Origin of the sequence: Modestobacter sp. VKM Ac-2982, assembly GCF_026967935.1 — a bacterium.
Taxonomy (GTDB): domain Bacteria; phylum Actinomycetota; class Actinomycetes; order Mycobacteriales; family Geodermatophilaceae; genus Modestobacter.
Genome location: NZ_JAPVBL010000001.1, coordinates 805,211 through 831,319, shown reverse-complemented (window position 1 = coordinate 831,319; position 26,109 = coordinate 805,211). Strand labels below are relative to the sequence as shown.

Here is a 26,109-nt window from a genome sequence, read left to right as displayed (position 1 = left end):
CGTCCACACCGTCCACAGGCTCTGTCCACAACCGGTGGACGACGGCGGAGCACCGTGGCGGGCGACCTCTACGCTGCCCGCGTGCGAACCGGACGGCCCGAGCGAGGCGATCCCGAGGCCGGGTCGACGCTGCCCTTCGTGCTGGTCTGCTGGTTGGTGGGCGCGCTGATGGCGTTCGGGGCGATCGCCGCCTCCGACGCCTTCCTGGAACAGCAGGAGGTCCAGTCGATCTGCGACGGTGCGGCGCTGGCGGCGGCGAACCAGGCCGACGAGGCCGCCGTCTACACCCGCGGGGTGGGCACCGAGCTGCCGTTGACGCGCGCCGCGGCCGAGGCGGCGGTGGCCGACCAGCTCGGCGATGCCGGCGTGGCCCTCGACTCGTGGTCGGCGGCGACCGACGGGGCCGAGGTGACCGTGCGGTGCAGCCGGTCGGTCCCGATCGCCTTCGGCTGGCTCTTCCTGGCCGGCGAGCCACTGGAGCGCACCGCCGTGGCCAGCGCCCGGGCACCGACCGCCTGAACGAGGACGGCCCCCGACCGCGTGGTCGGGGGCCGCCGTACCAGGTGTGGCGGGTGAAGGATTCGAACCTTCGTAGGCTAAGCCGACGGATTTACAGTCCGCTCCCATTGGCCACTCGGGCAACCCGCCGTGGTGGTACCGGGAGAGCTTACAAGACGGGGGACGACGCCCTCGCCGGGTCCCCGGCGGCGCGTCGTCCCCACTGAGGAGGAACCGACATGGCCGATGCGTCCTTCGACGTGGTGAGCAAGGTCGACCGGCAGGAGGTCGACAACGCCCTGAACCAGGCGGGCAAGGAGCTGTCGCAGCGGTTCGACTTCCGCGGCGTCAACGCCACCATCGCCTGGGCCGGCGAGGAGGCGGTGGCCCTGCAGGCCGACACCGAGGAGCGGGTGGCCGCGGCGCTCGAGGTGTTCAGGGAGAAGCTGGTCAAGCGGGGCATCTCGATGAAGGCGCTGGACGCCGACGAGCCGCAGTCCTCGGGGAAGGTCTACAGGATCTCCGCCCGGATCCAGCAGGGGATCGCCTCGGACAAGGCCAAGGAGATCGCCAAGGCCATCCGCGACGAGGGCCCCAAGGGCGTGCAGGCGCAGATCCAGGGCGACCAGCTCCGGGTCAGCGGCAAGAAGCGCGACGACCTGCAGGCGGTCCAGCAGCTGCTGAAGAGCAAGGACTTCGAGATCGCGCTGCAGTTCGACAACTACAGGTGAGCTGAGGGACGGCCCCCGCGCCGCGGCGAGGGGGCCGTCAGCCCAGTTCCCGGGCCATCTGCTGGAGCCGGGCGATGCGCTCGGCCATCGGCGGGTGGGTGGCGAACATCGACGCCATGCCCTGGCCGCGGAACGGGTTGGCGATCATCAGGTGGCTCTGGGTGACCAGCCGGTCGTCCTGCGGCAGCGGCCGGGCGGCCACCCCGCGGTCGAGCTTGGAGAGGGCACTGGCCAGCGCCAGCGGGTCGGAGCTGAGCCGGGCGCCGGAGGCGTCGGCCTGGTACTCGCGGCTGCGGCTGACCGCCATCTGGACCAGGCCGGCGGCGACCGGGCCGAGGAAGACCAGCAGCAGGCCGCCCAGCCCGCCGCCCTGCCGGTCCTCGGACCGGCCACCGAACAGCGAGGCGAACATCGCCATGTGCGCCAGGTAGGTGATCACCGTGGCCATCGCGCCGGCGACCGAGCTGATCAGGATGTCGCGGTTGTAGACGTGCGACAGCTCGTGGGCGAGCACCCCGCGCAGCTCCCGGCGGTCCAGCAGCTCCAGGATCCCCTGGGTGCAGCAGACGGCGGCGTTGCGCGGGTTGCGGCCGGTGGCGAACGCGTTGGGCTGGTCCGTGGGGCTCACGTACAGCCGGGGCATGGGCTGGCGGGCCTCGGTCGCGAGCTCGCGCACGATCGCGTAGAGCTGCGGGGCCTGCGTCTCGGTCACCGGGAAGGCGCGCATGGCCCGCAGCGCCAGCTTGTCGGAGTTGAAGTACGCCCAGCCGTTGACGCCCAGCGCCACGACCAGGGCGATCAGCAGCCCACCGCGACCGAAGAAGCTGCCGACCAGCAGGATGACCCCGGCCATCAGGCCGAGGAGCACAGCCGTCTTCAGTCCGTTGTTCCAGCGTTGCACGAGCGGTAGAACGCCCCCGGCCCGATCCCCGTTCCCCCGGCACCCCGGGCTCAGCCCGGTGAGGTGAGCCCACCCTGTGTGGCTTGCCTCACGTCGACGCCCGAGCCGGTCGTGCGGCGCGCCGCGCACGTAGCCTGGCGGGTCGGAGGTACCTCACACATGACTGGCACCAACCCCGGAATCAGCCCCACCGCGAACGGTGTTGCCCCTGGCATGCACCCCGCCGTGGACCCCGCCATCGACGCTGCCGCCCACAGCTCCGCCCCCGGCGGACTGGTGAAGAGCGTCGTCGAGCTCGATCGCGTCGTCATCCGGCTCGCCGGGGACTCCGGCGACGGGATGCAGCTCACGGGTGGGCGCTTCACCAGTGAGACGGCCTCGTTCGGCAACGACCTCTCGACGCTGCCGAACTTCCCCGCCGAGATCCGGGCGCCGACGGGCACCCTCCCCGGGGTCAGCAGCTTCCAGCTGCACTTCGCCGACCACGACATCATGACCCCGGGCGACGCGCCCGACGTGCTGGTCGTGATGAACCCGGCCGCGCTCAAGGCCAACCTCGTGGACCTCCCCGGCGGTGGCCTGCTCATCGCCGACTCCGACGAGTTCACCCCGCGGAACCTGGCCAAGGTGGGCTACGCCAGCAACCCGCTCGAGGACGGCTCCCTGGAGAAGTGGCAGCTGGTGAGCGTGCCACTGACCTCCATGACCACCGACGCGCTCGCGGACTCCGGCCTGGGCAAGAAGGAGGCCGAGCGCAGCAAGAACATGTTCACCCTCGGCCTGCTCTCCTGGATGTACCACCGGCCCACCGAGGGCACGATCCGCTTCCTGGAGCGGCAGTTCCGTCGCAAGCCGCAGATCGCCGCAGCGAACATCGCCGCCTTCCGGGCCGGGTTCAACTACGGCGAGACGACCGAGGCCTTCGCGGTCTCCTACGAGGTCAAGCCGGCTCCGATGGCCCCGGGCAAGTACCGGCACATCTCCGGCAACCAGGCGCTCTCCTACGGCCTGGTCGCCGCCGGGCAGCGCTCGGGCCTGCCGGTGTTCCTCGGCGCGTACCCGATCACCCCGGCCAGCGACATCCTGCACGAGCTGTCCAAGCACAAGGCCTTCGGCGTGCGCACCTTCCAGGCCGAGGACGAGATCGCCGGCATCGGCGCGGCGCTGGGCGCCTCCTTCGGCGGGGCGTTGGGCGTCACGACGACGTCCGGCCCGGGTGTGGCGCTCAAGGCCGAGACCATCGGCCTGGCCGTGATGACCGAGCTGCCGTTGCTCATCGTCGACGTGCAGCGCGGCGGCCCCTCCACCGGGCTGCCCACCAAGACCGAGCAGTCGGACCTGCTGCAGGCCCTCTACGGCCGCAACGGCGAGGCCCCGGTGCCGGTCATCGCCCCCCGGTCCCCCGGCGACTGCTTCGACGCCACGCTGGAGGCCGCGCGGATCGCGCTGACCTACCGGACGCCGGTGATCCTGCTGTCCGACGGCTACCTCGCCAACGGCGCCGAGCCGTGGTCGATCCCGGCCACCGACGAGCTCCCCGACCTGCGGACGGAGTTCGCGACCGAGCCCAACGGCGAGGACGGCGAGTTCCTGCCCTACCTGCGTGACCCGGAGACCCTGGCCCGGCCGTGGGCGGTGCCGGGGACGGCGGGGCTGCAGCACCGGATCGGTGGGCTGGAGAAGGCCGACAAGACCGGCAACATCTCCTACGACGCAGACAACCACGACTTCATGGTCCGCACCCGGCAGGCCAAGATCGACGGCATCGCCGCCTCGATCCCGGCGACCGAGGTCGACGACCCCGACGGGAATGCCCGGGTCGCGGTCATCGGTTGGGGCTCCACGTACGGGCCGATCGGCGCGGCCTGCCGTCGGATCCGCGCCTCGGGCCGCCCGATCGCCCAGGTGCACCTGCGCCACCTCAACCCGCTGCCGGCCGACCTGGGCGAGATCCTCGCCCGGTACGACCGGGTGGTCTGCCCCGAGATGAACCTCGGTCAGCTGGCCATGATCCTGCGGGCCAAGTACCTGGTCGACGTGCACAGCCACACCCAGGTGCGCGGGCTGCCGTTCCGCGCCGCGGAGCTGGCGGCCGTGTTCCAGGACGTCATCGACGGGACCACCGGGACGGTGGCCACCCTGGACACCGGCTCCGACACCCCTGCACAGACGGGAGCGGCTCTGTGACCGCCATCGAGTCCACGAACGCGCACGTGCACGACCTCGGCATGCCCGCCGGCGGCCCGGACGTCACCACGATCTCCGGTGCCATCGACGCCTCCGTCGCCGCGCACGGTGAGAAGCAGACGGTCCTGAAGGCCAAGGACCTCAAGACCGACCAGGAGGTGCGCTGGTGCCCCGGGTGCGGTGACTACGTCATCCTCAACGCGGTCCAGAGCTTCCTGCCCAGCCTCGGCATCGCCCGCGAGGACATGGTCATCGTGTCCGGCATCGGGTGCTCCTCGCGCTTCCCGTACTACATGAACACCTACGGGATGCACTCGATCCACGGCCGCGCCCCGGCCATCGCGACCGGCCTGGCGGCCTCCCGCCCGGACCTGTCGGTGTGGGTCGTCACCGGGGACGGCGACGCGCTGTCCATCGGCGGCAACCACCTGATCCACACCCTGCGCCGCAACGTGAACCTGACGATCCTGCTGTTCAACAACCGGATCTACGGGCTGACCAAGGGCCAGTACTCGCCGACCTCGGAGGTCGGGAAGGTCACCAAGTCCACCCCGATGGGCTCGCTGGACCACCCGTTCAACCCGGTGAGCCTGGCGCTGGGCGCGGACGCGACCTTCGTCGGCCGGGCGATGGACTCCGACCGCAAGGGGCTCACCGACGTCCTGCGGCAGGCCGCCGAGCACCAGGGCACGTCGCTGGTGGAGATCTACCAGAACTGCAACATCTTCAACGACGGCGCGTTCGAGCTGCTCAAGGACCCGAACACCGGCCCGATGTGGACGATCCCGCTGGTGCACGGCGAGCCGCTGGTCTTCGGCCCAGGTGGCGCCTCCTGCGTCGTCCGGGACGACTTCGGGGGCCTGCGGATCGCCGAGACCAACCAGGTCGACGCCAGCCAGATCGTGGTGCACGACGCGCACCGCGACGACCCGTCGTACGCCTTCGCGCTGTCCCGACTGTCCACCCAGGACCTGCGGTACAGCCCGATGGGCGTCTTCCGGTCGGTGGCCAAGCCCACCTACGACCGGATGATGGCCGACCAGCTCGAGGACGCCGCGGCCCAGGAGCCCGCCGACCTCGACGCCCTGCTCGCCGGCGGCGACAGCTGGACCGTGCAGTGACGTCCTGATCCTCCGGATCAGACCCGCAGCGGACCCGTCTCCCTCACCGGGGGGCGGGTCCGGTGTCGTTCAGCCGCCTCGCAGCAGCACCCTGGTCAGCTCCGGCAGCGCCCGGGTGAGCTCGGCGCGGGTCGGCGCCGCCCAGCCCAGCACCACCCCCGCCTGAGCGGCTGCCGGGTCCAGTGAGTGCCGGGACAGCGGGTCCAGGGCGAGGCCGCGCGCCGCGGCGGCGGCGAGCACCGCCGCCTCGGTCGCCAGATCCGGCAGCGGGACGACGACGTGCGCCCCCGCCGCGTCGCCCAGGGTGCCCCGACCCGCGGCGGCGACGGCGGCCAGCACCTCGTCGCGGCGGGCGTGCAGCTCCCGCCGCAGCCGGCGCAGGTGCCGGGACAGGTCACCGGAGGCGGCCAGGGCAGCCACCACCCGCTGCCCGGCCCGGGCGGGGCGGGTGCCGGTCGCCGTCCGGCGGGCGAGCAGGCCCTCCCGCAGCGCGGGTGGGGCGACCAGCCAGCCGACGCCCAGGGTCGGGCTGAGCACCTTGCTCGTGGTGCCCAGGTGCACCACGACGTCCGGGGCGAGCGCGGCGAGCAGGGGCAGCGGCGCGACGTCGTAGCGCAGCTCGCCGTCGTAGTCGTCCTCGAGCACCCAGAAGCCCTCGGCCCGGGCCCGGGCCACCAGCGCCGTCCGCCGGGACGCGGCCAGCCGGGCGCCCAGCGGCCACTGGTGGGCCGGCGTGCAGTAGACCGCCGCCAGCCCCCGGGGCACCTCGGTGACGACCAGTCCGTCGGCGTCCACCGGCAGCGCGACGACCTCCACCTGTGCGTCGCGGAGTGCGCCGACGGCGCGCTGGTAGCCCGGGTCCTCGACCCCGACGCGGGACCCGGCGGGCAGCAGCCGGGCCACCTCGCCGACGGCGGCGGAGGTGCCCGCGGTGGCCAGCACGTCCTCGGCCGCGGCCGGCAGCCCGCGGTGGCGGAGCAGGTGCTCGACCACCGCGGCCCGGTAGCCCGGCGCACCGGCCGGGTCCGGCCACCCGTCGGGCTCCTCGTCGCCGGCCGCCCGCCACGCCCGGCGCCAGGCGGCCCGGTCGAGCACCTCCAGGCAGGGCGTGCCCGCCCGCAGGTCGACCGCCGCCGGGGCGGGGCTGCGGACGGTGGTCGGGGTGGCGGGGGCCGGTACGGGCGCGCTGGGCGCGCCGACCACGAAGGTGCCCGCGCCCCGCCGGCCCTGGACCCACCCCTCGGCCAGCAGCTGGTCGTAGGCCGCGGCGGTGACGGTGCGACTGACCGCCAGCACGGTCGCCAGCTGCCGGGTGGAGGGCAGCCGGTCCCCGGCCCGCAGGCTGCCCTGGGCGGTGACCGTGCGCAGGGCGTCGGCCAGCTGCACCGACAACGGCACCCGGGAGGTGCGGTCCAGCGGCAGCGGCGGCACGTCGACCATGGGCACTCCCCTCGGGGCCATCCGGGAGTGGCCTGCCCAGATCGTAGGGGAATGGCCCTTCGAAGAGGCCACTCGTGCCCGCACGATGGTCCGGTGACCAGCGCACCCGCCGACCAGCTCCCGCTCTCCCCCACCGCCCGCAGCACCGTCCGCCGGGGAGCCCGGCGGGCCCGCACCGACCGCGCCGAGCTCTACGCCGTGCTCGACGCCGGGCTCGTCGGTCACCTGGGGGTCGTGCTCGACGGCGCACCGGTGGTGCTGCCCACCGGGTACGGCCGGGTGGACGACACCCTGTACCTGCACGGCTCCACCGGGGCGGCCACGCTGCGGGTGGCCGCGACCGGCCAGCCGGTGGCCTTCACCGTCACCCACCTGGACGGGGTCGTCTACGCGCGCTCGTCGTTCCACCACTCGATGAACTACCGCTGCGCGGTGGTGCACGGCATCGCGCAGCTGGTCACCGACCCCGCGGAACGGCTCCGCGCCCTGGCAGCCCTGACCGAGCAGCTGGCACCGGGCTCCTGGACGGCGACCAGGCAGCCGGACCGCCGGGAGCTGGCCGCCACCGCCGTCCTGTCACTGGACCTCACCGAGGCGAGCCTGAAGGTGCGCTCCGGCCCACCCGGGGACGACGAACGGGATCTCGCGGCCGATGCCGGCCCGTCCCCGGTGTGGGCCGGGGTGCTGCCGCTTCGCACCGTGCTCGGCGAGCCGGTGCCCGACCCGCTGCTCCCGGCCGGCGTCCCGGTGCCGGCGCGGGTACGGGACCGGTCGCTCAGCTCGCCGGGGTGACCCGGAGCACCTGGTCCTCGCCGTCGCCGTTGTCGGTGGTCACGTACAGCGCGCCGTCCTGCCCCTGCTCGGGGGTGCGGATGCGGCCGTAGGTGTCCTCGAGCTCGGGCAGCCGGAAGGACTCGACCAGCTCGCCGTCCTCGGTGAGCCGCAGCGCGAGGACGCCGGTGTCCTTCTGCACGCCGATGAGCAGCAGCCCGTCGTAGTCGCCCCACTCCGCGCCGTCGAGGAACGTCGCCCCGGACGGCGCGATGGTGGGTTCGCCGGAGGACCACACCGCCGGCACGTCGCCGGGAGCGGTCATCGGCACGCTCTCGTCGTACGTCCCCGACCCGACCGGGTCCCAGCCGAAGTCGGCGCCCGGCTGGAGCAGGTTCACCTCGTCGTCCCGGTCGGGCCCGTGCTCCACCGAGTACACCTGGTCGGAGTCCGGCCGCACGGCCAGGCCCTGCACGTTGCGGTGCCCGTAGGTCCAGATCCGGTCGGCGGCGTCGGCGTCGTCGGTGAACGGGTTGCCGGGAAGCGCCTCGCCGGTCTGCGGGTCGATCCGGAGGACCTTGCCGGCGAGCGAGCCGAGGTCCTGGGGGTTGGTCCCGAGGGCGTTGTCCCCCGTCCCGACGAAGAGCGCACCGTCCGGGCCGAACTCGACCCGGCAGCCGCCGTGCCGGCCGCTGTCGGAGTTGACGGGGATCCCGCCCAGCAGCGGGTCGGCGACCCGGGTGGCGGCCGTCCACGCCTCGTCGACGGTCCAGGCGATCACCTGGACCTCGGCGCCGGCGTCGGTCTGCACACCCTGGCAGGTGTAGAAGCGCCGGTTGTCGGCGAAGGCCGGGTCCAGGGCGAGGCCCATCAGGCCGGTCTCCCCCTCGGCGAACAGGTCGTCGAGGTCCGCGTCCAGCGGGCGCGCCTCGCCGTCGGGCAGCACCACGGTCAGGCCACCGGCGCGCTCGTCGACCAGCAGGGTGCCGTCCGGTGCCTGGGCGACGTCCCAGGGGTGGTCCAGCCCGTCGAGGACCACCTCGACGTCCAGCTCGGGGGCACCGGCGGGTGCCGACACCGGCGCCGGACCTGCCGCGCCGGCGTCGCTGTCGGTGGCACCGCATGCGACGAGCAGCAGGAGCGGTGGCAGGGCCACCCAGGAGCGTCGGGTCATCCTCCCCAGGATGCCCCCGATCCGGCCGTGCGGCTCAGCTGGTGCGGGTCACCACGTAGGTGCACAACCCGGACAGCGCCTCCCGCACCGGGCCGTCGGGCACCGCGGACAACCGGCTCCGGGCCCGGTCGGCGTACTCACCGAGCACCGCGGTCGCGCGGGCGAGGGAGGTCGAGCTGCGCAGCAGGGCGAGCGCCTCGGCGTGCTCGGCGTCGTCGACGACCGGGCCGGCCACCAGCTCGCGGAGCCGGGCCTCGGCCGGGTCGTCGCCGGCCAGGGCGAACAGCACCGGCAGGGTGGCGATCCCCTCGCGCAGGTCGGTGCCGGGCAGCTTCCCCGACGTGCCGCCCTCGCTGACGATGTCGATCAGGTCGTCGGAGAGCTGGAAGGCCACCCCGACCTCCTCGCCGAACGCGGTGAGCGCGGTGACCAGCTCGGGGGCGGCGCCGGCGAACGAGGCGCCGAACCGGGCGGAGGTGGCGACCAGCGACCCGGTCTTGTCGGCCAGCACCCCGAGGTGGTGGGCGACGGCGTCCTCGCCCGGCCGGGCGCCCACGGTCTCCCGGAGCTGGCCGGTGACCAGCCGCTCGAAGGTCTGCGCCTGCACCCGGACCGCCTCCGGGCCGAGGTCGGCCAGCAGGTCCGACGCCCGGGCGAAGAGGAAGTCGCCGGTCAGGATGGCGACGCTGTTGGTCCAGCGGCTGTTGGCGCTGGGGGCGCCGCGGCGGACGGAGGCCTCGTCCATCACGTCGTCGTGGTACAGCGTGGCCAGGTGGGTCAGCTCGCAGACGACGGCGGCGTCGACGACCTCGGGGGCGTCCGCGTCGCCGAGCTGGGCGGCGAGCAGGGCCAGCACCGGGCGGAACCGCTTGCCGCCGGCAGCCATGAGGTGCCCGGCGACCTCGTTCACGAACGCGTGCTCGCTGGTGACCGAGGAGGCCAACCGGGCCTCCACCCGCGCGAGCCCGTCGGACAGGGCCACCCCCAGCTCGCCGTCGGGCAGCCAGGGGCCGATCGTCGAGGCCGGGCGGGCGGGCCGGTGCCAGGTCGGGCCCTCGCGCTGGGGGTCGAGTCCGCCGCCCTGGGGGTTGGTGGTGCCGGCTCCGGTCATCAACCGACGAAGATAGCCGTCGTCCACAGCCCTCGGCCCACCGGCCCGCTCCACCTCCACCGCCCCGGTCCACCGGTCCCGATCAGCCGACGAACACCGCCGCCGCCTCGGCCAGGTCCAGCACCGACCCCGGCAGGACGCCGAGCACCAGCGTGGCCGCCGCGGTGACCGCCAGCACGATCGTCGTCGGCAGTCCGGGGACGCCGACCGTGGGGCCGTCGGGCGCCGGGTCGGAGAAGTACATGAGCACGATCACCCGCAGGTAGAAGAACGCCGCGATCGCGCTCGCGACCAGGGCGGTGACGACCAGCGGCCAGGCCCCGACCTCGATCGCGGCCCGGAAGACGGCGAACTTGCCGGTGAACCCGCTGGTGAGCGGGATCCCGGCGAGGGCCAGCAGGAAGAAGCTCATCAGGGCGGCCACGAGTGGGGAGCGCTGGGCCAGGCCGGCCCACTGGGAGAGGTGCGTGGCCTCGCCGTCGCCGTCCCGGACGAGGGTGAGCAGCCCGAACGCGCCGAGCGTGGTGAGGCCGTAGGCCAGCAGGTAGAACATCGTCGCGGCCAGCCCGTAGCCGGTGCCGTCCGGGCCGAGGCCGATGACCCCGGTGAGCAGGAAGCCGGCGTGGGCGATCGAGGAGTAGGCCAGCATCCGCTTGACGTCGGTCTGGGTCAGTCCGAGCACCGCGCCGACGACCATGGAGACGATCGCCAGGGCGTAGATGAGCGGGCGCCAGGTCCAGTCGGCGGTGCCGAAGGCGACGTAGAGCAGCCGCAGCACCGCCCCGAAGGCGGCGACCTTGGTGGCCGCGGCCATGAAGGCGGTCACCGCCGTGGGTGCGCCCTGGTAGACGTCCGGGGTCCAGCTGTGGAACGGCGCGACGCTGGCCTTGAACATCAACCCGACGACGAGCAGGCCGAGTCCGAGCACCATGAGGGCGCTCCCGCCCTCGGTGACCACGGCCACCCGGACGTCGGACAGCCGCACGCTGCCGGTGGCCCCGTAGACGAGGGCGAGCCCGTACAGGAAGAACGCCGAGGCGAAGGCACCGAGCAGGAAGTACTTGACCGCCGCCTCCTGGGACAGCAGCCGCCGGCGGCGGGCGAGCCCGCACAGCAGGTACAGCGGCAGGCTGAGCACCTCGAGCGCCACGAACATGATCAGCAGGTCGTTGGCGGCGGTGAACAGCATCATGCCGCCGATGGCGAAGGTGGCCAGCGGGTAGATCTCGGTCTGCACCCGCTCGGAGGTGGCCAGCTCCCGGTCCCGGACGCTGCCGGCCGGCACCGCGGCGGCGGCGACGAACGCGGAACGGGCCGGGTCCAGGGCGCGCTCGCTGAACAGCAGCACCGACAGCGCCCCCAGGACGGCGATCGTCCCCTGCAGGAACAGGGCCGGTCCGTCGACGGCCAGCGCCCCGGCGGCGGTGATCTCCTCGGTGCCGGCCAGCAGCAGCGTGGCGACGAGGGCCCCGATCGTGCCGACCAGGGCGATCGCCACCTGCACGGGGTGGCGCACCGCCCGGGGGACGAACGCCTCGACCAGGACGCCGGTGCACGCAGCACCGAAGACGAACAGCAGCGGCGCGAGCGCCGCGTACGACAGGTCCGGTGCCTCGATGGCGCCCATCAGTCGGTCCCCCCGGTCCCGGTGCTGCCCGGTGCAGCCGGCGTGCTGCCCCCGGGGTCGACGCCGATGTCGGTCATGGTCGCCTCGACCGCCGGGCTGACCAGGTCGATCAGCGGCTGCGGGTACACCCCGAGCACCAGGATCAGGGCGACCAGCGGCGTGACGACGGCGATCTCCCGGCGAGAGAGGTCGCGGACCGCCAGCACCCGCGCCCGCGCCGGGGCCTCCAGCACCGCGGTCGCGCCCCCCGTGCCGGAGGCCGGCCGCAGGGTCTCGCCGTCCCCGGCGTCGTCCTCGTCGACCAGCAGCACGCCGCGCGGCGGTCCGTGCATCACCCGCTGGTACATCAGCAGCACGTAGAGGGCGGCCAGCACGATGCCGACGGTGGCGATGATCGTGAAGACCGGGCGGGTCGGGAACGCCCCGATGAGCACGAGGAACTCGCTGACGAAGCTGTTGGTGCCCGGCAGCGCCAGCGACGCCAGCCCGGCGAGCAGGAAGACCCCGGCCAGCAGCGGCGCCTTGGCCGCCAGCCCGCCGTAGTCGCGGATCTGCCGGGAGCCGCCGCGGGCGATGACCATGCCGACGACGATGAACAGCAGGCCGGTCGCGATGCCGTGGTTGACCATGTACAGCACCGCGCCGGTGGCCGCCTCGGTGGTGAAGGCGAAGATGCCCAGCGCGATGAAGCCGAAGTGGGCGATCGAGGTGTAGGACACCAGCCGCTTCATGTCGCTCTGCCCGACGGCGAGCAGCGCCGCGTAGATGATCCCGGCCACGGCCAGCACCAGCACCCAGGGGGCGAGGTCGCGGGAGGCGTCGGGGAACAGCGGCAGGCAGTAGCGCAGGAAGCCGAAGGTGCCGACCTTGTCGAGCACGCCCACCAGGAGCACGGCGCCGCCGATGGGCGCCTCGGCACCGGAGTCGGGCAGCCAGGTGTGGAAGGGCACCAGCGGCGCCTTGATCGCGAAGGCGAGGAAGAAGCCGGCGAACAGCAGCTTCTGCACGTTCGGGTCGATCTCCAGCTGGCGCAGCGCGTCGAAGGCGAAGGTGCCCTCGCCCAGCTGGGAGTTGCTGACCACGTACAGCCCGATCACCGAGGCGAGCATGACCAGCCCGCCCAGCAGGCTGTACAGGAAGAACTTCACCGCGGCGTACTGCCGGTTCGGGCCCCCGAAGCTGCCGATCAGGAAGTACATCGGCACCAGCATGGCCTCGAAGAAGACGTAGAACAGGAAGACGTCGGTGGCGGCGAAGACCCCGACCATCAGCGACTCGAGCAGCAGCAGCCAGGCCCAGAAGGCGGTCATCGACCGCGCCGGGCGGCCCGGCCGGGGCATCGGGGTGTCCCGCCACGAGGCGCCGACGACGACCGGCACCAGCACGCCGATCAGCAGCAGCATCGACAGCGCGATCCCGTCGACGCCGAGGGCGAACTCGACCCCGAAGTCGGGGATCCAGGCCACCGCGGTGGTCAGCTGGAACCGGTCACCACCGGGGTCGAAGGCGATCGTGGTGAGCACGGCGAGGAGCAGGACCAGCAGGCTCACCGCCAGGGCGAGCTGGCGGGCCAGCGCCTCCCGGGCGGCCGGCAGCGCCGCGACCACCGCCGCACCGACCGCCGGGACGGCGATCATCAGGACCAGCCAGGGGACGTCGCTCACGGCTGGGCCGCCTCTCCGCGGGTGGGGGTGTCAGGGGTGGTCATGCCGTCACCGCGAGCAGCGCGCCGGCGACCAGCACCGCGCCGCCGAGGATGCCGAGGGCGTAGCTGCGGACGAACCCGGTCTGCACCCGCCCCAGCCGGGCCGATCCGCCGCCCAGGGCCGCGGCCGCGCCGTTGACCGCGCCGTCCACCCCGCGGGCGTCCAGCCAGACCAGCGCGCGGGTCAGCCACATCCCCGGGCGCATGACGAGCGACTCGTTGACCGTGTCGGCGTAGAGGCCGCGGCGGGCGGCGGTGACCACCGGCGAGACCCGGGCCGGCGCCGTCGTCGGCACCTCGCGGCGACCGACGTACAGCCAGGCGGTGAGCGCCCCGAGGGCGACGACGACGGTGACGACGATGCTGACCACCAACGGCGACACCAGGTGCGCGGCCTCCTCCGGTTCCCCGAACACCGGCTCCAGCCAGCCGCTCAGCGGGAAGACCGCCACCAGCAGGAAGCCCGCGGCGACGGACCCGACGGCGAGCAGCACCATCGGCGCCGTCATGGACGGTGGCGCCTCGTGCGGGTGCACGCCGTCCTCCCACCGTGGCCGGCCGAAGAAGGTCATCAGCATCAGCCGGGTCATGTAGAAGGCGGTGAGCCCGGCGCCGAGGACGGCGACCCCGCCGAGCAGCCAGCCCGACCAGCCGCCGCGGTCCAGCGCCACCTCGATGATCGCGTCCTTGGTCCACCAGCCGGACAGGAACGGGAAGCCGATCAACGCCAGGTAGCCCAGCCCGAAGGTGACGAAGGTGATCGGCAGCCGCCTGGCCAGGCCGCCGAAGCGGCGCATGTCGACGGTGTCGTCCATCGCGTGCATCACCGAGCCGGCGCCGAGGAACAGCCCGGCCTTGAAGAAGCCGTGGGCCAGCAGGTGGGCGATGGCGGCCGCGTAGCCGACCGGGCCCAGCCCGACGGCCAGGAACATGTAGCCGATCTGGCTGACCGTGGAGTAGGCCAGCACCTTCTTGATGTCGTCGTGGGCGCAGCCGGCGATCGCCCCGATCAGCAGGGTGACCGCGCCGACGGCCAGGACGACGGTGCGCGCGGTGGGCGTGGCGTCGTAGAGCGGGGCGCTCCGGGCGATCAGGTAGACCCCGGCGGTCACCATCGTGGCGGCGTGGATCAGCGCCGAGACCGGGGTCGGGCCCTCCATCGCGTCGGGCAGCCAGGCCTGCAGCGGGAACTGACCGGACTTGCCGCAGGCACCCAGCAGCAGGAGCAGCCCGATCGCGGTGACGGTGCCGCCGGCGAGCAGCCCGACCGCGCCGAAGACGCCGGCGTAGGACGTCGTCCCGAGCTGGGCGAACATGATGAAGATCGCCAGCGCCAGGCCGACGTCCCCGACCCGGTTCATCAGGAAGGCCTTCTTGGCCGCCGTGGCCGCTGCCGGGCGGGTGTGCCAGAACGCGATGAGCAGGTAGGACGCCAGGCCGACGCCCTCCCAGCCCACGTAGAGGGCCACGTAGCTGTTGCCCAGTACCAGCAGCAGCATCGCCGCGACGAAGAGGTTGAGGTAGGCGAAGAACCGGCGGCGGCCGGGGTCGTGCGCCATGTAGCCGATCGAGTAGACGTGGATCAGCGCGCCGACCCCGGTGATCAGCAGGACGAAGACCGCCGACAGCGGGTCCAGGAGGAGCCCGGCGGTGACGTCGAGGCTGCCGGTGTCGATGAAGGTGAACAGGTCCAGGCTCACCGCGCGGCCGGCGCGGTCGGTCAGCGCGACGGTGCAGGCCACGGCGAGGGCGAAGGCGGCGACCACCGTCCCGGTGGCCAGCAGGTGCCCCCACCGGTCGGTGCGCCGCCCACCCAGCAGCAGCAGCGCGGCGCCGGCCAGCGGCAGCACGATCACCAGCCACGTGACGGACAACAGCCCGTCGACCGGCATCGACGCAGGCACGACCTCGTTCACTCCTGGGTCCCCGATCCGCTCAGTACTTCAGCAGGTTGACGTCATCGACGGAGGCCGAGCGGCGGGTGCGGTAGATCGACATGATGATGGCCAGGCCGACGACCACCTCCGCGGCGGCGACGACCATCACGAACAGGGCGATGACCTGGCCCTCGACCGTCCCGGTGCTCCGGGCGAAGGTGATCAGGGTGAGGTTCACCGAGTTGAGCATCAGCTCGATGCACATGAACACCACGATGGCGTTGCGCCGCACCAGCACGCCGACCGCGCCGATGGTGAACAGGATCGCGGCGAGCACCAGGTAGTTCGTGATGGTCATCGGGGAGCGTCCTCTCCGCTGCCGGGGACCGGTCCGGTGGTGCCGCCGCCGATCGTGCCGAGCGCCGCGTCGGTGCCCCCGGCGTGCGGCAGCCCCTCGCGCTCGGCGCCGACGCTGCCGGTGCGCGGCAGCTCGTCGACCTGCACGGGCTCGACCCCGGTGGCGAAGCTGCTCGGCGCGGGGCTGCCGTCAGGGAGCCGGCCGGGCGCGGCGATGGAGTTGGCGCGTGCGTAGACGCCGGGCCCGGGCAGCGTCTGCGGCCGGTCGGTGAGGAACCTGGCCCGGGAGCGCTCCTTCTGGCTGCGCGCGGTGCCGGGCTCCCGTTCGGCGTGGGTCAGCAGCAACGCCCCGACGGCGGCCACGATGAGCAGCGCACCGGTGACCTCGAAGGCCAGCACGAACCGGCCGTACAGGACGGCGGCGATCGCCTCGACGTTGCCGGCGGCCGGCCCGCCCACGGTGCCCTGCACCGCCGTGAGCCCGACCACCGGCAGGTCCTCGGTGGCGCGCGCGATGCCGGCGCCGACCAGCCCGGCGAACCCGATGCCCAGCACGATCGCCGCCACCCGCTGCCCCCGCAGCGTCTCGACGACCGAGTCCGACGTCTCCCGGCCCACCAGCATCAGCACGAAGAGGAACAGGATCATGATCGCGCCGGTGTAGACGATGATCTGCGCCGCACCGAGGAACGGCGCCTCCTGGACGACGTAGAAGACGCCCAGACTGAGCATGGTGGCGACCAGCCACAGCGCGGAGTGCACGGCGTTGCGGGACAGCACCATCCCCAGCGCGCCGGCCAGGGCGACCGGGGCGAGCACCCAGAAGACGATCGTCTCCCCGGTGCCGATGACCACCTCGGTGTCCGCCGCCGCGGCCAGGACGCCCATGTGCAGGGGGCTCATGCCCGTTCCTCGATCACCGGTTCGGCCGCCTGCTGCGTCGGGGGCGCCGCCTTGGGGTCGCGCACGTAGTAGTCCTGCTCGTTCTCGCCCAGCCGCATCGGGTGCGGGGGCTGCTCCATCCCGGGCAGCAGCGGGGCCATCAGCTGTTCCTTGGTGTAGATCAGCGCCTGGCGGTCGTCGTCGGCGAGCTCGAAGTCGTTGCTCATCGTCAGCGACCGGGTGGGGCAGGCCTCGATGCACAGCCCGCAGAAGATGCAGCGCAGGTAGTTGATCTGGTAGACGGCGCCGTAGCGCTCACCCGGGGAGAAGCGGGCGTCCTCGGTGTTGTCGCCGCCCTCGACGTAGATGGCGTCGGCCGGGCAGGCCCAGGCACAGAGCTCGCAGCCCACGCACTTCTCCAGGCCGTCGGGGTGCCGGTTGAGCACGTGCCGGCCGTGGTAGCGCGGCTTGGTCTGCTTCGGGACCTCGGGGTACTCCTCAGTGGTCACCTTCTTGAACATCGTGGCGAAGGTGACGCCGAACCCCTGGGCGGGCCCGGGCAACCAGCTGGACCGCTTGCCGGGGGCCGTGTTGGACGGTGCCTCGGAGGACTGCCGGGCGATGGCCGTGCCCTCGCGCCGGGCCGGGCTGGCGCCCGACGTCGGCTCGGCGGTGGGCGGCGGGGTGGGCTCAGACATCGTCGGTCTCCTCAGGCGTGGTCGAGCTGCTGCGCCGGCCGGTGCCGACCACGGTCCCGGCGCCGACGGACTCGCGGCGGCGCAGCCGTGGCGAGGGCGGTACGACCAGGTCCATCGGCGGCACCGGGAACCCGCCGGAGGCCCGGTCCCGGCCCTGGGGGTCCAGCACCTGCGGCTCGGCCGGCGCCGGCCCGCCGGCGGCGGCCTCGCGGGCGGCGACCCGGGTGTCCCGGTTGCGCATCCGGGAGGCCAGCAGCAGCCCGCCCAGCAGCACCAAGGCGATCGGCACCCCGACGAAGACGGCGACCTGACCGGCGTCCAGGTCGGACTCCCGGGCGACGGCGCGCAGCGTCGCCACCACGAGGATCCAGACCAGCCCGACCGGGACCAGCACCTTCCAGCCGAAGCGCATGAACTGGTCGTAACGGAGCCGGGGAAGCGTGCCGCGGAGCCAGACGAAGAAGAACAGCGCGACGACGACCTTGGCGAAGAACCACAACAGCGGCCACCACCCGGTGTTGGCGCCGTCCCAGATCGAGATCGGCCAGGGCGCCCGCCAGCCGCCGAGGAACAGCGTGGCGGCCAGCGCGGAGACGGTGACGATGTTGATGTACTCGGCCAGGAAGAACAGCGCGAACTTCAGCGACGAGTACTCGGTGTGGAAACCGCCGACCAGCTCGCTCTCGGCCTCGGGGAGGTCGAAGGGCGCCCGGTTGGTCTCGCCCACCACGGCGATGACGTAGATGACGAAGGAGACCGGCAGCAGGACGGCGTACCAGCTGGGCCCGGTGAACTCCAGGCCGAAGAAGGACAGCTCGGTGCCGTCGGCCTGGGCGGCCACGATCTCCGAGGTCGACATCGAACCGGCGTAGAGGAACACCGCGACGATCGACAGGCCCATCGCGATCTCGTAGCTGATCATCTGCGCCGCGCTGCGCAGCGAGCCGAGCAGCGGGTAGGTCGACCCGGATGCCCAGCCACCGAGCACGATGCCGTAGACGCCCATCGCCGAGGCGGCCAGCACGATGAGGACCCCGATCGGGGAGTCGACGAGCTGCAGGGGCGTGCGCTCGCCGAAGATGCTGACCGTCGGGCCGAGCGGGATGACGGAGAAGGCCAGGAAGGCCGGGATGGTGGCGATGACCGGCGCCAGGAAGTACACCGGCTTGTCGGCCAGCGCCGGCATGATGTCCTCCTTGAACGCCAGCTTCAGGCCGTCGGCGAGGCTCTGCAGGTAGCCGCGCGGCCCGACCCGGTTGGGGCCGATCCGCTGCTGCATCCGGGCGACGACCTTGCGCTCGAAGACGATGGCGAACAGCGTCATCAGCACCAGCACCCCGAAGATGCCGACGATCTTGATGAGCACGATCCACCAGACGTCGTTCCCGAAGTCCACCAGCGTCGGCTGGTCGGCGGCGGCGAAGACGGTCACTCCTGGGCTCCCCGCAGGCTCGAGACGGACGTCGCGCCGGCCGGGGTGGGCGGCGGACCCGCCAGCCGGACGACGGAGCCGGGGCCGGCGCCGAGCTGGGTGCGGACCTCGCTGCCCGGCGAGCGCATCGGCAGCCAGACCACCCCGTCGGGCATCTCGACCAGCCGCACCGGCAGGGTGACCGCCCCGGCCGGGCCGGTGACGGTGAGCGGGTCGCCGTCGGCCACGCCGAGACGGCGGGCGGCTTCCTTGCCCAGGCGGGCGACCGGGGGCCGGGCGGTGCCGGCCAGCGCCGGCTCCTCCCGCTGCAGCGTCCCGACGTCGACCAGCTGCCGCCAGGAGGCGAGCACCGCCTCGTCGTCGGCGAGCTCCGGCAACGGTGCCGGGGCGACGTCGGCCCCGGTGCCGGCGGGTGCCTGCGCGGCGCCGCCGAGGGCGGTCAGCTGGGCACGTACCTCGGTCACCGAGCCCACCCGCAGGTCGACGCCGAGGTGCTCGGCCAGGCCCTGGAGCACCCGGCCGTCGGTGAGCTGCCCGGAGCCGTGCAGGGTCGCGTCGAACGAGCGGACCCGTCCCTCCCAGTCCAGGTAGCTGCCGGCCTTCTCCGGGGCGGCGGCGACCGGGAGGACGACGTCGGCGTGCGCGGTGACCGCGGTCGGGAACAGCTCCAGGCTGACCACGAAGCGGGCGGTCTGCAGCGCCTGCTCGGCGAGCAGCGGGTCGGGCAGGTCGGCGGGGTCGACGCCCCCGACCAGCAGCCCGGCGAGGGCACCGTCGCGCACGGCGGTGAGGATGCCGGTGAGGTCGCGCCCCAGGGTCGCCGGGACGTCGGCTCCCCAGCGCTGGGCGACGGCGGCCCGGTCGGCGGCGTTGGCGACGGTGCGGCCACCGGGGAGCAGGGTCGGCAGCGCGCCGGCCTCGACCGCGCCCCGCTCCCCCGCCCGGCGGGGCACCCAGCCGATCCGGGCGCCGGTCTCGGCGGCGAGGGCGCTGACCGCGGAGAAGCCGCCCGGCAGCTCGGCCAGCCGCTCCCCGGCCAGGATGACGGCGCCCGGGCGGAACAGCGCGACGGCCGCGTCGGCCAGCACGCCGTCCACCGGGTTGGCGGCCAGGTCGCGGAGCAGCTGGGCCTCCTGGCCCGGGACGGTGGTCAGCACGGTGGCCTGCAGCTTCTCCGCGGCCCGGGTGCCGAAGGGGGCGACGTCGAACACCTGTAGGCCCGCCGTCCGGACGGCCCGGCGCAGCCGCAGGAAGACGATCGGCGACTCCTCCTCCGGCTCGAAGCCGACCAGCAGCACCGCGGGGGCTGCGGTCAGGTCGTCGTAGCTGACCCCACCGGCCCCGGGGGCGGTGCCGGCGACGTGCGTGGCCAGGAAGTCCAGCTCCTCGGCGGAGTGCGCACGGGCCCGGGCGTCGACGTCGTTGGTGCCCAGCGCCACCCGGGCGAAGGCGGCGTAGGCGTAGGCGTCCTCGACGGTCAGCCGGCCACCGGGCAGCACCCCGACCCCGCCGGCCGCGCGCGCCGCCCGCAGCCCCTCGGCCGCGGCGGCCCAGGCCTCCGGCCACGACGCCGGCTGCAGCTCACCGTCCCGGCGGACCAGCGGCGTCATCAGCCGTTCGTTGCTGCTGGCGTAGCGGAAGGCGTACCGGCCCTTGTCGCAGTTCCACTCCTGGTTGACCGCCGGGTCCTCCCCGGCCAGTCGCCGGGTCACCGTGCCGCGCCGGTAGTCGGTGCGCTGGGCGCAGCCGCTGGCGCAGTGCTCGCAGACGCTGGGCTCGCTGCGCAGGTCGAACGGGCGGGCGCGGAACCGGTAGGTGGCGCTGGTCAGCGCGCCGACCGGGCAGATCTGGGTGGTGTTGCCGGAGAAGTAGGACTCGAACGGCTCGTCCTCGTAGATCGCCACCTGCTCCAACGCGCCGCGCTCGAAAAGCTCGATGAACGGGTCGCCGGCCACCTGCTGGCTGAACCGGGTGCAGCGGGCGCAGAGCACGCAGCGCTCGCGGTCCAGCAGCACCTGCGAGCTGATCGGCAGCGGCTTGGGGAAGGTGCGCTTGGTCTCCACGAACCGGGACTCGGCCCGCCCGTTGCTCATCGCCTGGTTCTGCAGCGGGCACTCCCCGCCCTTGTCGCAGACCGGGCAGTCCAGCGGGTGGTTGACCAGCAGCAGCTCCATCGTGCCCTGCTGGGCCTTGTCGGCGACCGGGCTGGTCAGCTGGGTCTGCACCACCATGTCAGGGGTCACCGGGGTGGTGCAGGAGGCCACCGGCTTGCGCTGCCCCTCCACCTCCACCAGGCACTGCCGGCAGGCGCCGATCGGGTCGAGCAGCGGGTGGTCGCAGAACCGCGGGATCTGCACGCCGATCTGCTCGGCGGCCCGGATGATCAGCGTGCCCTTCGGCACGGCGACCGGGAAACCGTCGATGGTGCAGTGCACGGCGTCGGGTCGGGTGTGCGGGCCGGGCGCGCCCGGCGGCAGCGCCGGCGCGGGCTCGGGGGTGGCCGGGGTGAGGGTCATCAGGCTGCTCCAACCGGCTCGAGCCGCAGCGAACGACCGAGGCGGGCCTGCTCCTCGGCCGGCAGCAGCGCGACGTAGTCGTCCTTGAAGTACTTCAGGGAGCTGGCGATGCAGCTGGTCGCACCGTCGCCGAGGGCGCAGAACGAACGGCCCAGGATGTTGTCGCAGGTGTCGGTGAGCAGGTCGAGGTCGGCGGCCCGGCCCTGCCCGTGCACCAGCCGTTCCAGGATCTGGACCAGCCAGTAGGTGCCCTCCCGGCAGGGGGTGCACTTGCCGCAGCTCTCGTGCGCGTAGAACTCGGTGAACCGCAGGGTCGCCTCGACGATCGAGTCGGTCTCGTCGAAGACCATCAGCGCGGTGGTGCCCAGCATCGAGCCGGCCGCCGCGACCGAGTCGAAGTCCAGCGGGACGTCGAGGTGCTCGGCGGTGAAGTACGGGGTCGAGGAGCCGCCCGGCGTCCAGAACTTCAGCTCGTGACCGGGCCGGACGCCGCCGGCCATGGCCAGCAGCTCGCGCATCGTCGTCCCCATCGGGGCCTCGTACTGGCCGGGGTGCACCACCCGACCCGACAGCGAGTAGATCTTCGGGCCGGGCGACTTCTCCGGGCCCATGCTCTTGAACCACTCGGCGCCACCACGGACCACGTACGGCACGCTGGCCAACGTCTCCACGTTGTTGATCACCGTCGGGGAGCCGTAGAGGCCTGCGACGGCGGGGAACGGCGGCTTGAGCCGGGGCTGGCCGCGGTAGCCCTCCAGGGAGTCCAGCAGCGCGGTCTCCTCGCCGCAGATGTAGGCCCCGGCGCCGGCGTGCACCACCAGCTCGAGGTCGTAGCCCGACCCCAGCACGTCGCTGCCGAGGTAGCCGGCGGCGTACGCCTCCTGCACGGCGGCCATCAGCCGGCGGTGGGCGTGCACCGCCTCACCGCGGACGTAGATGACGGCGAAGTGCGAGCGGATCGCGTAGGCGGTGATGATCACGCCCTCCACCAGCGAGTGCGGGTCGGCCATCATCAGCGGCAGGTCCTTGCAGGTGCCCGGCTCGCCCTCGTCGGCGTTGACCACCAGGTACTTCGGCGCCGCCGCCGGGCCGGTCGGGGTCTCCCCCGGCTTGGGCTGCGGGATGAAGCTCCACTTCAACCCGGTCGGGAAGCCGGCGCCGCCGCGGCCGCGCAGTCCGGAGTCCTTGACGAGGGAGACGACGTCGTCCGGCGCCATCTCCAGGGCCGAGCGGAGCGCACGGTAGCCGTCGAGGCGTTCGTAGGTCTCCAGCGTCCAGGAGCGGGGCGCGTCGAAGCGCGCGGTGAGGACGGGGGTCAGGGGCATCTCAGGCCTCCCGCTCGATCGAGCTGTTCTGCCCGGCGCCGGACTCGGTGGGCGGGGTGTCGGTGCCCTCGCGGCCGCGCTCGGCCGGCTGGCGGCCGGCGGGCTCGGGGGCGTCCGGGTGGTGCTGCACCGCACCGGCCCGTTCGGCCGGGGTGTCGGCGGAGGCGACGGCGGTGTCGGCGGCCTGCTCGGACGGCGTCTCGCCCGCGCTCCCTGCCGGCTCGACGTCCGGCTCGGGCGCGGCCTCGGGCTCGGGTGCCTGCATCGGCGGCGCCACCTCGCCCCGCTCGACGGCCAGCCGCACGCCGACCAGGGTCGGCACACCGGCCGACGGGGCGTCGATCGCCGCTCGCTCGCTCTCCAGGTCCGGGTGCTGGGAGAAGCCGGCCAGCTGGCGGGAGACGCCGCGGAAGTCGGTCAGCGGGGCCCCGCGGGTGGGCGGCGGCTTCTCCCCCATCCGCAGTGCGGTGACCAGCGCGCGGGCCGACTCGACGTCCTGCTGGTCGTAGAACTCGTAGTCGACGGTGACCACGGGCGCGTAGTCGCAGGCGGCCAGGCACTCGGCGTGCTCGAGGGTGACCGAGCCGTCCGGCGCGGTCTGGTCGTGGCCGACGCCGAGGTCGGCGGAGACGGCGTCGTAGATCTGCTGCCCACCCAGGACGGCGCAGAGCGTGTTGGTGCAGACGCTGACCAGGTGCTTGCCCGTCGGGTGCCGCTTGTACATCGTGTAGAAGGTCGCGACCGCGCCCACCTCGGCCTTGGTCAGCCCGAGCAGCCGGGCGCAGAAGCCGACGCCCTCGGGCGACACGTAGCCCTGCACGGACTGGACCAGGTGCAGCATCGGCAGCAGCGCCGACCGCTCCTGCGGGTAGCGGGCCATCAGCTCGCGGGCCTCGGCCTCGGTCTGCTCGGTCAGCGGTGGCAGGTCCGGGGCGGCCGGCTCGACCGGGCTGGAGTCCAGCCCGGTGACCGCCGTCCCCTCGTAGGAACCGGGAAGAGCACTCATCAGCGGTCCACTCCCCCCATCACGGGGTCGATCGAGGCGATCGCGGCGATGACGTCGGCGATCATGCCGCCCTCGCTCATCGCCGCGGTGGCCTGCAGGTTGACGAAGCTGGGGTCACGGACGTGCACCCGGAACGGGCGCGTCCCGCCGTCGCTGACGACGTGGTAGCCGAGCTCGCCGCGGGGGGACTCGATCGCCGTGTAGACCTGGCCGGCCGGCACCCGGAAGCCCTCGGTGACCAGCTTGAAGTGGTGGATCAGGGCCTCCATCGACTGGCCCATGATGTGCCGGACGTGGTCCAGGGAGTTGCCCATGCCGTCGGCGCCGAGGGACAGCTGCGCCGGCCAGGCGATCTTCTTGTCCTCGACCATCACCGGCCCCGGCTCGAGCCGGTCCAGCGCCTGGCCGATGATCTTGATGGACTCGGTGATCTCGCCCATCCGCACCAGGTAGCGGCCCCATGCGTCGCAGGTGTCCGCCGTCGGCACCTCGAAGTCGTAGGTCTCGTAGCCCAGGTACGGCTCGACCTTGCGCATGTCCCAGGGCAGGCCGGCCGCGCGGAGCACCGGGCCGGTGACGCCGAGGGCCACGCAGCCGGTGAGGTCGAGGTAGCCGACGTCCTTGAGCCGGCGCTGCCAGATCGGCTGGCCGGTGAGCAGCCGGTGGGTGCCCGCGACCCGCTCGGGGAGGACGGCGAGCAGCTCCCGAACGGACTCGACGGCTCCCTCGGGGAGGTCCTGCGCCAGCCCGCCGGGGCGGACGTAGGCGTGGTTCATCCGCAGCCCGGTGATCTCCTCGAGCACGTCGAGGACCAGCTCCCGCTCCCGAAAGCCGTTGGTCATGCCGGTGAGCGCGCCCATCTCCATGCCGAAGGTGGCCAGCGCGACCAGGTGCGAGGCGATCCGGTTGAGCTCCATGACCAGCACCCGGATGGTCTGTGCCCGGGGCGGCGCCTCGATGCCGAGCAGCTTCTCCACGGCCAGGCAGTAGGCGGTCTCGTTGAACAGCGGGGCCAGGTAGTCCATCCGCGTGACCAGGGTCGTGCCCTGGGTCCAGGTGCGGTACTCCGTCGTCTTCTCGATGCCGGTGTGCAGGTAGCCGATGACGACGCGGGCCTGGGTGACGGTCTCGCCCTCGAGGTCGAGCACCAGCCGGAGCACCCCGTGGGTCGAGGGGTGCTGCGGGCCCATGTTGACCACGAGCCGCTGGTCGTCGTGGGTGTCGGCGCCGAAGGTCTGGTCCCAGTCGCCGCCGGTGACCGTGTAGACCCGGCCCTCGGTGGTCTCCCGGGAGCCGGCGTACGGGTCGCTCGTCGTCGTCATCGGTAGCTCCGGCGCTCGTCGGGCGGGGGGATCTGGGCGCCCTTGTACTCGACCGGGACGCCGCCGAGCGGGTAGTCCTTGCGCTGGGGGTGGCCCTCCCAGTCGTCGGGCATGAGGATCCGGGTCAGCGCCGGGTGGCCGTCGAAGACGATGCCGAACATGTCCCAGGCCTCCCGCTCGTGCCAGTCCGCCGTGGGGTAGACGGAGCTCACCGACGGGACGTGCGGGTCCTCGACGGTGACGGCCACCTCGAGCCGGATCCGGCGGCGGTAGGTCATCGAGGTCAGGTGGTAGACGACGTGCAGCCGGGGCCGGTCGGGCGTCGCGGCCGGGCCGCCGCTGTCGGCGTAGTCGACGCCGGAGACGCTGCTGCACAGCTCGAAGCGCAGCGACTCGTCGTCCCGCAGCGCCTGGACCAGGGTGAGCAGGTGCTCGCGGGCGACGAAGTAGGTGATCTCGCCCCGGTCGACCAGGACCCGGTGGACGGCGGCGGCGTACGTGGCCTCGCCCACCGCGTCGATCAGCGCGTCGGTGACCTCGTCGAACCAGCCGCCGTAGGGCCGGTCGGTGGAGTGCAGCGCGACGGCGCCGCCGGGCTCGACCCGGACGAGGCCACCGAAGCCGGAGGTGTCGCCGCTGCCGGTGACCCCGAAGGCGCCCTTGCGGAACCCCCCGCCGGGCTCGGTCGCGGCCCCGAAGCCGGCCTCGTCGCTCATCGACCTGCTCCGGGCAGGACGACGGCGTTGCCTCCGCGCTGCTCGATGGCGAACTGGCCGGTGCGGCCCTCGGCCGCGGCCTGCTCGTAGGCGCGCCGCGCCGCCGGGTCGGCCCGGACGCTGGAGGGCATCGCGAGGTGCAGCTCCGGCGCCGTCCCGTTGGCCCGGGCCTCGGCCTGCTCCCGGGCGCGCTTGGCGCCCAGCGGCTGGTGCTGGATCTTGTGGTGCAGCTTGAGGATGGCGTCGGTGAGCATCTCCGGCCGCGGCGGGCAGCCGGGCAGGTACATGTCCACCGGGACGATGTGGTCGACGCCCTGCACGATCGCGTAGTTGTTGAACATGCCGCCGGAGCTGGCGCAGACCCCCATGGCGAGCACGTACCGCGGCTCGGGCATCTGGTCGTAGATCTGCCGGAGGACCGGCGCCATCTTCTGGCTGACCCGCCCGGCCACGATCATCAGGTCGGCCTGACGCGGGGAGGCGCGGAACACCTCCATGCCGAAGCGGGCCAGGTCGTAGCGGCCGGCACCGGACGCCATCATCTCGATCGCACAGCAGGCCAGGCCGAAGGTGGCCGGCCAGAGCGAGGACTTGCGGGTCCAGTTGACGAGCTTCTCGACGCTGGTCAGCAGGACGCCGCTCGGCAGCTTCTCCTCCAGGCCCATCTCAGCGCCCCCCATCCGTGGTCGGTCGCGTGTCGGTCGGTTGCGTG

22 protein-coding genes and 1 tRNA gene are annotated in these 26,109 nt (G+C 73.2%); 5 read left to right on the top strand and 18 right to left on the bottom strand.

The window, feature by feature from the left end:
- The first annotated feature begins 81 nt into the window (after window positions 1-81).
- Entirely contained in the window at window positions 82-519 is a 438-nt protein-coding gene (locus O2W20_RS04160) for a pilus assembly protein TadG-related protein (protein WP_269170490.1), read from the top strand.
- A 47-nt stretch (window positions 520-566) separates the two neighbouring features.
- Here the strand turns inward: O2W20_RS04160 and O2W20_RS04155 are convergent.
- Window positions 567-648, bottom strand: a tRNA-Tyr gene (locus tag O2W20_RS04155).
- Window positions 649-737: 89 nt separating this feature from the next.
- Between O2W20_RS04155 and O2W20_RS04150 the strand changes: the two genes are divergently transcribed.
- Entirely contained in the window at window positions 738-1,229 is a 492-nt protein-coding gene (locus O2W20_RS04150) for a YajQ family cyclic di-GMP-binding protein (RefSeq protein WP_269170489.1), read from the top strand.
- A 37-nt stretch (window positions 1,230-1,266) separates the two neighbouring features.
- Here O2W20_RS04150 and htpX read toward each other — a convergent pair whose 3' ends face one another.
- On the bottom strand, window positions 1,267-2,130 hold the full coding sequence (gene htpX / locus O2W20_RS04145; protein ID WP_269170488.1) for a zinc metalloprotease HtpX: 864 nt from the start codon (window positions 2,128-2,130) through the stop codon (window positions 1,267-1,269).
- Between the two features lie 213 nt (window positions 2,131-2,343).
- On the opposite strand from htpX, the gene O2W20_RS04140 reads away from it, so the two are divergent.
- Together O2W20_RS04140 and O2W20_RS04135 are read left to right on the top strand one after the other, a co-directional pair.
- On the top strand, window positions 2,344-4,317 hold the full coding sequence (locus tag O2W20_RS04140) for a 2-oxoacid:acceptor oxidoreductase subunit alpha (protein ID WP_269170487.1): 1,974 nt from the start codon (window positions 2,344-2,346) through the stop codon (window positions 4,315-4,317).
- Entirely contained in the window at window positions 4,314-5,438 is a 1,125-nt protein-coding gene (locus tag O2W20_RS04135; RefSeq protein WP_269170485.1) for a 2-oxoacid:ferredoxin oxidoreductase subunit beta, read from the top strand. Before O2W20_RS04140 ends, O2W20_RS04135 begins: the two co-directional genes overlap by 4 nt.
- A gap of 69 nt (window positions 5,439-5,507) precedes the next feature.
- Here the strand turns inward: O2W20_RS04135 and pdxR are convergent, their stop codons facing one another.
- The gene (pdxR, locus tag O2W20_RS04130; protein WP_269170484.1) at window positions 5,508-6,878 is read right to left on the bottom strand and encodes a MocR-like pyridoxine biosynthesis transcription factor PdxR; all 1,371 of its coding nucleotides are present in this window, start codon (window positions 6,876-6,878) and stop codon (window positions 5,508-5,510) included.
- A 93-nt stretch (window positions 6,879-6,971) separates the two neighbouring features.
- On the opposite strand from pdxR, the gene O2W20_RS04125 reads away from it, so the two are divergent.
- Entirely contained in the window at window positions 6,972-7,670 is a 699-nt protein-coding gene (locus O2W20_RS04125; protein WP_269170483.1) for a pyridoxamine 5'-phosphate oxidase family protein, read from the top strand.
- On the opposite strand, the gene O2W20_RS04120 is transcribed toward O2W20_RS04125, so the two are convergent.
- From O2W20_RS04120 to O2W20_RS04050, 15 genes are all read right to left on the bottom strand, one after another.
- Window positions 7,654-8,823, bottom strand: coding sequence for a PQQ-dependent sugar dehydrogenase (locus tag O2W20_RS04120; RefSeq protein WP_269170482.1), 1,170 nt, complete (start codon window positions 8,821-8,823; stop codon window positions 7,654-7,656). The two genes, O2W20_RS04125 and O2W20_RS04120, sit on opposite strands and share 17 nt — an antisense overlap.
- Window positions 8,824-8,857: 34 nt before the next feature.
- Window positions 8,858-9,934 carry a polyprenyl synthetase family protein gene (locus tag O2W20_RS04115; RefSeq protein WP_269170481.1) on the bottom strand — a complete coding sequence of 359 codons (1,077 nt, stop codon included), beginning with the start codon at window positions 9,932-9,934 and terminating at the stop codon, window positions 8,858-8,860.
- A gap of 82 nt (window positions 9,935-10,016) precedes the next feature.
- Complete coding sequence (gene nuoN, locus O2W20_RS04110) at window positions 10,017-11,561, bottom strand: NADH-quinone oxidoreductase subunit NuoN (protein WP_269170480.1); 1,545 nt, start codon at window positions 11,559-11,561, stop codon at window positions 10,017-10,019.
- Window positions 11,561-13,225 carry an NADH-quinone oxidoreductase subunit M gene (locus tag O2W20_RS04105; RefSeq protein WP_269170478.1) on the bottom strand — a complete coding sequence of 555 codons (1,665 nt, stop codon included), beginning with the start codon at window positions 13,223-13,225 and terminating at the stop codon, window positions 11,561-11,563. Before O2W20_RS04105 ends, nuoN begins: the two co-directional genes overlap by 1 nt.
- Window positions 13,226-13,265: 40 nt before the next feature.
- On the bottom strand, window positions 13,266-15,170 hold the full coding sequence (nuoL, locus tag O2W20_RS04100) for an NADH-quinone oxidoreductase subunit L (protein ID WP_269170477.1): 1,905 nt from the start codon (window positions 15,168-15,170) through the stop codon (window positions 13,266-13,268).
- A gap of 31 nt (window positions 15,171-15,201) precedes the next feature.
- Entirely contained in the window at window positions 15,202-15,501 is a 300-nt protein-coding gene (nuoK, locus tag O2W20_RS04095) for an NADH-quinone oxidoreductase subunit NuoK (RefSeq protein WP_166754891.1), read from the bottom strand.
- The gene (locus O2W20_RS04090; RefSeq protein ID WP_269170476.1) at window positions 15,498-16,403 is read right to left on the bottom strand and encodes an NADH-quinone oxidoreductase subunit J; all 906 of its coding nucleotides are present in this window, start codon (window positions 16,401-16,403) and stop codon (window positions 15,498-15,500) included. Before O2W20_RS04090 ends, nuoK begins: the two co-directional genes overlap by 4 nt.
- Window positions 16,400-17,080, bottom strand: a complete 681-nt coding sequence (gene nuoI, locus O2W20_RS04085) for an NADH-quinone oxidoreductase subunit NuoI (RefSeq protein ID WP_269170475.1) — start codon at window positions 17,078-17,080, stop codon at window positions 16,400-16,402. Before nuoI ends, O2W20_RS04090 begins: the two co-directional genes overlap by 4 nt.
- Entirely contained in the window at window positions 17,073-18,512 is a 1,440-nt protein-coding gene (nuoH, locus tag O2W20_RS04080) for an NADH-quinone oxidoreductase subunit NuoH (RefSeq protein ID WP_269170474.1), read from the bottom strand. The genes nuoI and nuoH overlap by 8 nt, the downstream gene beginning before the upstream one ends.
- Entirely contained in the window at window positions 18,509-21,028 is a 2,520-nt protein-coding gene (locus O2W20_RS04075; RefSeq protein WP_269170473.1) for an NADH-quinone oxidoreductase subunit G, read from the bottom strand. Before O2W20_RS04075 ends, nuoH begins: the two co-directional genes overlap by 4 nt.
- Window positions 21,028-22,353 carry an NADH-quinone oxidoreductase subunit NuoF gene (gene nuoF / locus O2W20_RS04070; protein WP_269170472.1) on the bottom strand — a complete coding sequence of 442 codons (1,326 nt, stop codon included), beginning with the start codon at window positions 22,351-22,353 and terminating at the stop codon, window positions 21,028-21,030. The genes O2W20_RS04075 and nuoF overlap by 1 nt, the downstream gene beginning before the upstream one ends.
- Window position 22,354: 1 nt before the next feature.
- On the bottom strand, window positions 22,355-23,359 hold the full coding sequence (gene nuoE / locus O2W20_RS04065) for an NADH-quinone oxidoreductase subunit NuoE (protein ID WP_269170470.1): 1,005 nt from the start codon (window positions 23,357-23,359) through the stop codon (window positions 22,355-22,357).
- Window positions 23,359-24,681 carry an NADH-quinone oxidoreductase subunit D gene (locus O2W20_RS04060; protein WP_269170469.1) on the bottom strand — a complete coding sequence of 441 codons (1,323 nt, stop codon included), beginning with the start codon at window positions 24,679-24,681 and terminating at the stop codon, window positions 23,359-23,361. Before O2W20_RS04060 ends, nuoE begins: the two co-directional genes overlap by 1 nt.
- Window positions 24,678-25,397: an NADH-quinone oxidoreductase subunit C gene (locus tag O2W20_RS04055; protein WP_269170468.1), complete on the bottom strand. Its 720-nt coding sequence runs from the start codon at window positions 25,395-25,397 to the stop codon at window positions 24,678-24,680. The genes O2W20_RS04060 and O2W20_RS04055 overlap by 4 nt, the downstream gene beginning before the upstream one ends.
- On the bottom strand, window positions 25,394-26,077 hold the full coding sequence (locus O2W20_RS04050; protein ID WP_442928930.1) for a NuoB/complex I 20 kDa subunit family protein: 684 nt from the start codon (window positions 26,075-26,077) through the stop codon (window positions 25,394-25,396). Before O2W20_RS04050 ends, O2W20_RS04055 begins: the two co-directional genes overlap by 4 nt.
- Window positions 26,078-26,109: the final 32 nt, after the last annotated feature.

What these genes read in the sequence shown, in the direction of transcription:
- O2W20_RS04150 (WP_269170489.1), top strand. Translation starts at nt 738, where the DNA reads ATGGCCGATGCGTCCTTCGACGTGGTGAGCAAGGTCGACCGGCAGGAG.
- O2W20_RS04140 (WP_269170487.1), top strand. Translation starts at nt 2,344, where the DNA reads ATGCACCCCGCCGTGGACCCCGCCATCGACGCTGCCGCCCACAGCTCC.
- pdxR (WP_269170484.1), bottom strand. Translation starts at nt 6,878, where the DNA reads ATGGTCGACGTGCCGCCGCTGCCGCTGGACCGCACCTCCCGGGTGCCG.
- O2W20_RS04120 (WP_269170482.1), bottom strand. Translation starts at nt 8,823, where the DNA reads ATGACCCGACGCTCCTGGGTGGCCCTGCCACCGCTCCTGCTGCTCGTC.
- O2W20_RS04115 (WP_269170481.1), bottom strand. Translation starts at nt 9,934, where the DNA reads ATGACCGGAGCCGGCACCACCAACCCCCAGGGCGGCGGACTCGACCCC.
- nuoN (WP_269170480.1), bottom strand. Translation starts at nt 11,561, where the DNA reads ATGGGCGCCATCGAGGCACCGGACCTGTCGTACGCGGCGCTCGCGCCG.
- nuoK (WP_166754891.1), bottom strand. Translation starts at nt 15,501, where the DNA reads ATGACCATCACGAACTACCTGGTGCTCGCCGCGATCCTGTTCACCATC.
- O2W20_RS04090 (WP_269170476.1), bottom strand. Translation starts at nt 16,403, where the DNA reads ATGAGCCCCCTGCACATGGGCGTCCTGGCCGCGGCGGCGGACACCGAG.
- nuoI (WP_269170475.1), bottom strand. Translation starts at nt 17,080, where the DNA reads ATGTCTGAGCCCACCCCGCCGCCCACCGCCGAGCCGACGTCGGGCGCC.
- O2W20_RS04075 (WP_269170473.1), bottom strand. Translation starts at nt 21,028, where the DNA reads ATGACCCTCACCCCGGCCACCCCCGAGCCCGCGCCGGCGCTGCCGCCG.
- nuoF (WP_269170472.1), bottom strand. Translation starts at nt 22,353, where the DNA reads ATGCCCCTGACCCCCGTCCTCACCGCGCGCTTCGACGCGCCCCGCTCC.
- nuoE (WP_269170470.1), bottom strand. Translation starts at nt 23,359, where the DNA reads ATGAGTGCTCTTCCCGGTTCCTACGAGGGGACGGCGGTCACCGGGCTG.
- O2W20_RS04060 (WP_269170469.1), bottom strand. Translation starts at nt 24,681, where the DNA reads ATGACGACGACGAGCGACCCGTACGCCGGCTCCCGGGAGACCACCGAG.
- O2W20_RS04055 (WP_269170468.1), bottom strand. Translation starts at nt 25,397, where the DNA reads ATGAGCGACGAGGCCGGCTTCGGGGCCGCGACCGAGCCCGGCGGGGGG.
- O2W20_RS04050 (WP_442928930.1), bottom strand. Translation starts at nt 26,077, where the DNA reads ATGGGGGGCGCTGAGATGGGCCTGGAGGAGAAGCTGCCGAGCGGCGTC.